This is a genomic window from Zetaproteobacteria bacterium, assembly GCA_003696765.1.
GTDB lineage: Bacteria > Pseudomonadota > Zetaproteobacteria > Mariprofundales > J009 > RFFX01.
This window is the reverse complement of sequence record RFFX01000037.1, coordinates 21,269-28,959: the sequence shown is the minus strand read 5'-3', so window position 1 is coordinate 28,959 and position 7,691 is coordinate 21,269. Positions and strand designations below refer to the sequence as shown.

At 71.1% G+C, this 7,691-nt stretch carries 9 protein-coding genes; 7 read left to right on the top strand and 2 right to left on the bottom strand.

All coding sequences use genetic code 11. From position 1 onward, the window contains the following. From D6682_03815 to D6682_03785, 7 genes are all read left to right on the top strand, one after another. The coding region (locus tag D6682_03815; protein RMH51738.1) for an ATP-binding cassette domain-containing protein at window positions 1–274 on the top strand (274 nt) is incomplete at its 5' end. A gap of 17 nt (window positions 275–291) precedes the next feature. Then, complete coding sequence (locus D6682_03810; protein ID RMH51737.1) at window positions 292–900, top strand: hypothetical protein; 609 nt, start codon at window positions 292–294, stop codon at window positions 898–900. 222 nt (window positions 901–1,122) lie between these two features. Then, the gene (locus D6682_03805) at window positions 1,123–2,505 is read left to right on the top strand and encodes an adenylosuccinate lyase (protein RMH51736.1); all 1,383 of its coding nucleotides are present in this window, start codon (window positions 1,123–1,125) and stop codon (window positions 2,503–2,505) included. Beyond that, the gene (locus tag D6682_03800) at window positions 2,502–2,951 is read left to right on the top strand and encodes a DUF1841 family protein (protein ID RMH51735.1); all 450 of its coding nucleotides are present in this window, start codon (window positions 2,502–2,504) and stop codon (window positions 2,949–2,951) included. The genes D6682_03805 and D6682_03800 overlap by 4 nt, the downstream gene beginning before the upstream one ends. Window positions 2,952–3,023: 72 nt before the next feature. After that, entirely contained in the window at window positions 3,024–3,368 is a 345-nt protein-coding gene (locus D6682_03795) for a hypothetical protein (protein RMH51734.1), read from the top strand. Continuing rightward, window positions 3,358–4,371 carry a 4-hydroxythreonine-4-phosphate dehydrogenase PdxA gene (pdxA, locus tag D6682_03790; protein RMH51733.1) on the top strand — a complete coding sequence of 338 codons (1,014 nt, stop codon included), beginning with the start codon at window positions 3,358–3,360 and terminating at the stop codon, window positions 4,369–4,371. Before D6682_03795 ends, pdxA begins: the two co-directional genes overlap by 11 nt. After that, window positions 4,368–5,582 carry a GGDEF domain-containing protein gene (locus D6682_03785; protein RMH51732.1) on the top strand — a complete coding sequence of 405 codons (1,215 nt, stop codon included), beginning with the start codon at window positions 4,368–4,370 and terminating at the stop codon, window positions 5,580–5,582. Before pdxA ends, D6682_03785 begins: the two co-directional genes overlap by 4 nt. Here D6682_03785 and lipA read toward each other — a convergent pair. Then, complete coding sequence (gene lipA / locus D6682_03780; GenBank protein RMH51731.1) at window positions 5,534–6,508, bottom strand: lipoyl synthase; 975 nt, start codon at window positions 6,506–6,508, stop codon at window positions 5,534–5,536. The two genes, D6682_03785 and lipA, sit on opposite strands and share 49 nt — an antisense overlap. Continuing rightward, window positions 6,493–7,647 carry a succinyl-diaminopimelate desuccinylase gene (locus D6682_03775; protein ID RMH51730.1) on the bottom strand — a complete coding sequence of 385 codons (1,155 nt, stop codon included), beginning with the start codon at window positions 7,645–7,647 and terminating at the stop codon, window positions 6,493–6,495. Before D6682_03775 ends, lipA begins: the two co-directional genes overlap by 16 nt. Window positions 7,648–7,691 lie beyond the last annotated feature (44 nt).

The following is a 7,691-nucleotide window of genomic DNA, read 5'->3' as shown; positions in this document are numbered from 1 at the left end:
GGCGCGCGCCGACCACATCCCGGGGCGCCTCTCCGGCGGCGAGGCGCAGCGCGTCGCCGTCGCCCGGGCATTGATCGGCGATCCGCTGCTGCTGCTGGCCGACGAACCGACCGGCAACCTCGACGAGGGGAGCGCCGCCGTCGTCTTCGAGCTGCTCCGACGGCTCTGCCGCGCCCGTGGGACGGCGACGTTGATGGTCACCCACAGCCAGCGGCTGGCCGCCGCCGCCGACCGCACCCTGCGGCTGGAGCACGGCATGCTGGTCGCGCAGTGAGCGCAGGGGGGCGGGCCTTGGTGCGGTGGCTGCTGCTGGCCGGGCTGCTGCTGGCCGCACCCACGCTGGAGGCCACGCCGCAGCAGGTGTGGCGGAACGCCCTGCAACAGGCGGCCGCAGGCCGGGACGCGCAGGCCGCCGAGCTGCTCGAGGGGGCCGCCGGCGCGCTGGCGGGCGACGATCCCTGGCGGGCGCGCATGGATACCGCCTCCATCCTGCTCGCCATGCGGGCGCAGCGCGTCACCATCCCCTCCCGCCCACTCACCGGCGCCCACGGCATCCTGGCCCGACGGTGGCTGGCACACCATCCCGCGCCGCGGCCGGCGAACCACTGGCTGGTCGGCACGCTCGCCACCCTGCTGCCCGGCGCCGGCCACGCCCGGCTTGGTCGCTGGCGCGACGCCCTCACCGTGGCGGTGCTGGTATGGCCGATGATCGGACTGACCCTCTGGGCGGGCCATCGCCGCATGGGGCCGGTGACCCTCTTCTTCGCCATGATCACCACCTGGCTCTGGTCCGGCACCGTCTTCTCCGCCCTCTCACTGGCCCACCGTGGTGATTTCGAGCAGTATCAGGCGTGGTGGCGGGCGCTGTGGCACGCCGCCGGACTGCCCGGCGCGCCCTGAGCACCGCGCGGTTCCGACCCTACTTTTTGCGATTCGATCAACCGTGACGGCTTCGCAAGAAGCCGGCATCCGCGGCCAGGACGGTCGCGCAAATCCGGAGGTGGCAAATGCAACCGACGGATTTGTAATGGGATCGAAGACCGCGCTCTTCGATCCCCGTCAAGCAAAAAGCCCACGGACGGACTTTTTGCGATTCCATCAACCATGGAGCATAACCCACCGATGGAGACCGACTTCACTCTGAACGCGCTCTCCCCGCTGGATGGCCGCTACCACCGCCGGCTCGACGCGCTGCGGCCGATCTTCAGCGAGTTCGGCCTGATCCGCGCCCGGGTCACCGTCGAGATCCGCTGGCTGCAGACGCTCGCCCGTCACCCGGCGATCGCCGAGGTCCCCCAGCTCTCCGCGGAGGCGGAAGGGGTGCTGGAGCGGCTGATCGAGCGCTTCTCGCCGGAGGACGCGGCCCGGGTCAAGCAGATCGAGGCGTCCACCAACCACGACGTCAAGGCGGTGGAGTACTTCCTCAAGCAGGCGGTCGCCGATCAACGGGAGCTGGCCGCCGTCCGCGAGTTCTTCCACTTCGCCTGCACCTCGGAGGATATCAACAACCTGGCCTACGGACTGATGCTCACCGAGGCGCGCGCGGGTGTCGTGCTGCCGGCGCTGCGCGCCCTGACCGATACCATCGGTCGGCGCGCGCACGAGATGGCCGCACTGCCCATGCTGGCGCGCACCCACGGCCAGCCCGCCTCGCCCACCACCATGGGCAAGGAGTGGGCCAACGTCGCCTGGCGGCTGCAACGCCAGATCGAGCTGCTGGCGGCGGTACCGATCCTCGGCAAGATCAACGGAGCGGTGGGCAACTACAACGCCCATCTGATCGGCTATCCCGAGGTGCCGTGGCCGGAGATCGCCCGCGACTTCGTCACCGGGCTCGGGCTGGAGTGGAACCCCTACACCACCCAGATCGAGCCGCACGACTACATCGCCGAGATCTCCCACGCCATGATCCGTGTGGGCACCATCATGATCGACTTCTGCCGGGACATCTGGGGTTACATCTCGCTCGGCTACTTCCGCCAGAGGGTGGTCGCCGGTGAGGTCGGCTCCTCGACCATGCCGCACAAGATCAATCCGATCGATTTCGAGAACGCCGAGGGCAACCTCGGGCTGGCCAACGCGCTCTTCGACCATCTGGCGACCAAGCTGCCGGTCTCCCGCTGGCAGCGCGACCTGACCGACTCGACGGTGCTGCGCAACTTGGGCTGCGCCTTCGGCTACAGCGTGCTGGCGATCGCCTCGCTGAAGAAAGGGTTGTCGCGACTGCAGGCCGATGGGGCGCGGATGGCCGCCGACCTCGACGATTCGTGGGAGGTGCTGGGCGAAGCGGTGCAGACAGTGATGCGCCGCTACGGCATCGCCAACCCCTACGAGAAGATGAAGGAGCTGACCCGCGGCAGGGGAATCGACGCCGCGCGACTGCGCGCCTTCATCGAGACGCTGGAGATCCCCGAGGAGGCGCGCGCCCGGCTGCTGGCGCTCACCCCGGCCGACTACACCGGCAACGCGGCCGCCCAGGCTGAGGCGCTGCCCGTGGGCGGATGAGCCGGCAGCAGCAGGCCGGTCGCGATCAACTGCGCGCCCATCGCCGGGTCTTCTGGCTCGCCTGGCAGCGGGCACAGCGGGGCCAACCGCTCAACGCGCTGGAGCAGCGCATCGTCGCGGTGATCGCGATGCACCCAGAGTACCAGTCGCTCTTCGCCGACGAGGAGCGCTTCCTCGATGGCGACCATCTGGACAACACCGGCATCCATCCATGGCTGCACCTCTCTCTTCACCTGGCGCTGGAGGAGCAGTTGGCCACCAACCAGCCGCCGGCGATCACCACCACGCTGCACCATCTGCAGCATCGGTGCGGCATGGAGCACCACCAGGCGCTGCACCGGCTGCTCGATGTGCTCGCCGAAACGGTCCACGAGGCGCAGCAGCGCGGCGGCGACCCCGATGTGGTCGCCTACCAGCGGCGGCTGGAGCGGCTCTGCCGGGAATGAGGGGGCGCCCCCCGGTGGAAGGATCCAGAGGCGTGCGCGGCGATCGCCGTCGCGCAACGGATCGGAACTAGCGTGCGGCGCTTCTTCATCACCCTGCTCTTCTTCTTCGGCCCGGCGCTCTTCACGCTGCTGCTGCGCCACCTTCTGCTGCTGCTCTTCATCGCCCTGCGCGAGCGGCGGCGCCGGCGCGCGCCGGAGATCATCGACGTCACGCCCCACCCCTCCCGGCGCCCGCCCAACTGGTTCATCCTCGCCGCACTGCTCATCGGCTTCGGCTGCTCGCTGCTGGTCTGGTGGTCACTGGCCGACCGGCCCGCACCACCGCCGATGCGCTACATCCCGGCCCACATCGACGCGACGGGCCGCGTCGTCCCCGGCCGCTGGGTCGCCGCCCCGCCTCCGGACCATGGCCGTTGACCCCGGCCACCGCCCGCTGCTGCTCACCCTGGGTGAGCCGGCGGGGATCGGACCCGACTGCGCACTGCTGTTGTGGCAACGGGCGCCGGAGCAGTTTCGCGATCTGCTGGTGGTCGCTCCGCCGGCATGGATCGAAGCGCGGGCCCGCACCCTGGGGATCGACGCCCCCGTCCGCCGGCTGGAGCGGATCGCCATGCCGCCGGACGACCGCGCCATCTCCTGCCTGGCCGAAGATGGATGGACCACCGCGCCGGTGCGGGTCGGGCAACCTGCGCCGGCCACCGCCGGCACGGTCATCGCGGCCATCCGCCTGGCCGCCCGCGCTTGTCTGGCCGGGCAGGCGGCAGCCCTGGTCACCGGCCCGATCGAGAAGGCGGTGCTGCGCGAGGGCGGCTTCGCCTTCCCCGGCCATACCGAGTTTCTCGCCCATCTCTGCGGCGACGTGGCGGTGGTGATGATGCTGGCCGCTCCCGGATTGCGTGTGGCGCTGCTCACCACCCACATGGCGCTGCGTGCGGTACCCGACGCGCTGGATCGCGCGGAGGTGGAGCGCGCGGCATCCATCCTCGATCGGGAGCTGCGCCGCCGATTCTCCGTCGCCCGTCCGCGGCTGGCGCTCTGCGCGCTCAACCCCCACGGCGGGGAGCGGGGCCACTTCGGCGACGAGGAGGAGCGCATCCTGGCCCCGGCGGTCCATGCACTGCAGGCGCGCGGCATCGCGATCACCGGCCCGCTGCCGGCCGACACCCTGTTTGCGCCGCCGCAGGCGCACCGCTTCGACGCCATCCTCTGCTGCTACCACGACCAGGCGCTGATTCCGTTGAAGATGCAGGGGTTCGGCCGGTCGGTCAACATCTCGCTCGGCCTGCCGATCATCCGCACCAGCGTCGACCACGGCACGGCGCTCGACCGGGCGGGGACGGGCACGGCCAGCCCGGACAGCCTCTGTTGCGCGATCGAGACCGCGCGCGCCATGGCGGCCGACAGCGAACGGGCGGCATGAAGCGGATCGACTTCGGCGAGGTCCGCGGCCACGCCTCGGCGTTGCACGACTTGCTGCGCGACCACAAGGATCGCAGGATCCAGCATCATCTGCGCAAGCTGGTGCTGCAGTTGGAGATGATGGAGGAGGCGGCCACCACCGTGCCGGAGAGCGCCCGCACGCTGGCGGCGTGGCTGGCGCGGCTGTGCGACGCCGAACACGGGGCGCTGGTGCGGCGCTGGCCGGGCGAGGAAGATCCCGCCGACGCCCTGCGCATCGAGGCCCATGTCGCCCTGCAGAAGGAGCGGCTGTTGGCCGGTGCGGCGCTGCAGACCGAGGTGGAGCGGGGAGTCAAGCACATGGCCGGCATGCTCGGCATCCCCGGTGCGCGGGCGATTCCGGTGGCCGAGCGGATCGCCTGGTTCGCCGAGGCGCTGCTTGAGCATCTGCGGCAGGATCGGGAGACGATCCGGCAGCTGCACCGGTTGGCCCAGGCGACGATGGAGTCGCTGCGCGCGGTGCAGCAGTTGCTGCTCGGCCTGGACGAGGAGTCGCCGGAGCTGCAGCAGGTCTCGATCATGCTGGCCCGGCCGGTGCCGGAGGATCCGGTGGCCGCGCGCGCCCACCTGCAGCGGATCAACGACGAGCTGCAGCAGGCACAGCGTCGGATGATCGAGCGGGGCCGGCGGATGCGCAGTGCCCTCGACGCGCGGGTACGCGACCTCTCCGGCCTCTCCGACCGCCTCTCCGCCATGGAGCGGCAGGCCCGCAGCGACAGCCTGACCGGCCTGCCCAACCGCAGGGCGCTCAAGGAGTTCCTCGCCGATCAGCCGCCGGGCAGGACGATGAGCCTGGCGATGATCGACATCGACCGGCTGCGGGAGATCAACACCGCCGGAGGGCGGGAGCAGGGCGACCGGGCGCTGTGCGCCGCGGCCGAGGCGATGGCCGCCCGCCTGCGGGCGGAGGATCTGCTCTTTCGCATCGGCGGGGACGAGTTCGTCGCCCTCTTCCCGGGCATCGACGCCGACCATGCCCTGCAGGCCGCACGCGGGCTCCTCGAGAGCGTCTGCGCCCGCCCATCGGCCGATGGGCAGCCTGGGGTGCGAATCTCCGTCGGGGTGGCCGAGCGCAGGGCGGGGGAGAAGCCGCTCCCTTGGCTCAAGCGGGCCGATGCCGCCCTCTACGTGGCCAAGGGAAGGGGTGGAGGCTGTGTCGAGCTGGCCCCCTGAGCGGCGCCGCCCCGCCGCCGCTCCTCCTGCATCCGGCGGAAGAACTCCCCGGCGTGGAACGAAGAGCGCACCAGCGGGCCAGAGGCGACCATGGCGAAGCCCCGCCTCTCCGCCTCCCGCTTGAGATCGTCGAACTCCGCAGGCTCCCAGTAGCGCTCCACCGGATGGTGCTCCGGCCCCGGCCGGAGGTACTGCCCGATGGTCACCATCTCCACCCCGGCTGCACGCAGATCGTCGAGCACCTGCAGCACCTCGTCGCGGCTCTCGCCCAGCCCGACCATGATCCCCGACTTGGTCACCACCCGCCCGTCGAGTTCACGCGCCCGCTGCAACAGCCGCAGGCTGGTGAAGTAGCGGGCGCCGGGGCGCACCTTGCGATAGAGCCGCGGCACCGTCTCCAGGTTGTGGTTGAAGATGTCCGGCCCGGCGGCGATCACCCGGGCCAGCGCGTCGTCGGGCTTGCGGCGGAAATCGGGGGTCAGCACCTCGATGACCGCATCCGGCCGGCGGGCGCGCAGCGTCCGGATCACCAGGGCGTAGTGGCCGGCACCGCCGTCGGGCAGGTCGTCGCGGTCGACGCTGGTGATCACCACATGGCGCAGGCCGGTGCGCTCCACCGCATCGGCCAGCCGCTCCGCCTCGTCGGGATCGACCGGATCGGGCCGGCCGGTGGCCACGTCGCAGAAGGAGCAGCGGCGGGTGCAGACCCGCCCCAGGATCATGAAGGTGGCCGATCCCGCATGCCAGCAGTCGCCGATGTTGGGGCAACTGGCCTCTTCGCAGACGGTGTTGAGCCGCAACGCCCGCATCAGCCGATGCAGGTCGCGATACTCCCGCGAGAGCGGTGCCCGCACCTTGAGCCAGCGCGGCTTGGGATGGAAGGGGCCCTCCCGCTCCTCGGCGATGGGGATCACCGGCCGAGACATGCGGAAAAGCCCTCGATGACCCGCCGGTAGAGGGCGGTCAGCAGGGCCAGCTCCTCCACCGCCACCCGCTCGTCGACCTGGTGGATGGTGCGGTTGGTCAGCCCAAGCTCCACCACCGGCACGCCGGCACCGGCGAAAAAACGGCCGTCGGAGGTACCGCCGCCGGTATCCGGCCGGCAGGGGTGGCCGCACACCTCCTCCACCGTCCGCCGCACCAGATCGAGCAGCGGCCCCTCCCCGGTGGAGAAGGCGGACGCCGCATGCTGCAGATCGAGCTCGACCGGCTGGCCGGCGCAACAATCCTCCAGCCGGGAGCGGATCTCCTCATAGCTGTTGGCCGGATTGTAGCGGACGTCGATCCGTGCACTGCAGCTTCCGGGAATGACGTTGATCGCTCCGGTGCCTCCCGTCAGGTTGGTGATCTGGCAGGTGGTGGGGGGGAAGCCGGGCGCAGGCGGACCCCAGTCGAGCGCGGCGATGCGTGCCAGCAGGGGGATGGCGCGATGGATGGCGTTGTCGGCATCCTGCGGATAGGCGGAGTGGCCCTGCCGCCCGTGGACGGTGATCCTCCCCTGGACCACGCCGCGCCGCCCGCACCGAACGACATCGCCCACCTGATCGAGGCTCGACGGCTCGCCCACCACCACCGCATCGGGCAGCCATCCCTCCTGCTGCAACCACTGGACGATGCGGCGGGTTCCGTCGACCGCCTCCCCCTCCTCATCGGAGGTGACGGCCAGCTGCAGCGTGGGCAGATCCGCGCCCTGGGCGATCAACCCCTCGACCGCCGCCATCCAGCAGGCGATCGCCCCCTTCATGTCCTGCGCACCCCGGCCGTGGAGCAGGCCGTCGCGCACCACGGCGGAGAAGGGGGGATATCGCCACTCCTCCTCCGGCCCGGGCGGCACGACATCGGTGTGGCCGGCGAAGCAGAGACAACCGGGGCGGTTCCCCCGCCGGACGAAGAGCGAGTTGATCACCCCGCCGTGGTTGACGGCAAACCGTCGAAAACCGAGCGGTGCAAGCTGCCGGGCGATCCACTCCTGGCAGCCGCCGTCCGCCGGCGTGACCGAAGGGCGGGCGATCAGGGCGACGGCATAGGAGAGGGCCGGCTCGGCCGAACGGTGCGATCGGTCCATCCCCGAACGCTACCCCTGCAGCGTGGAGAGGGCACCACCCGCAC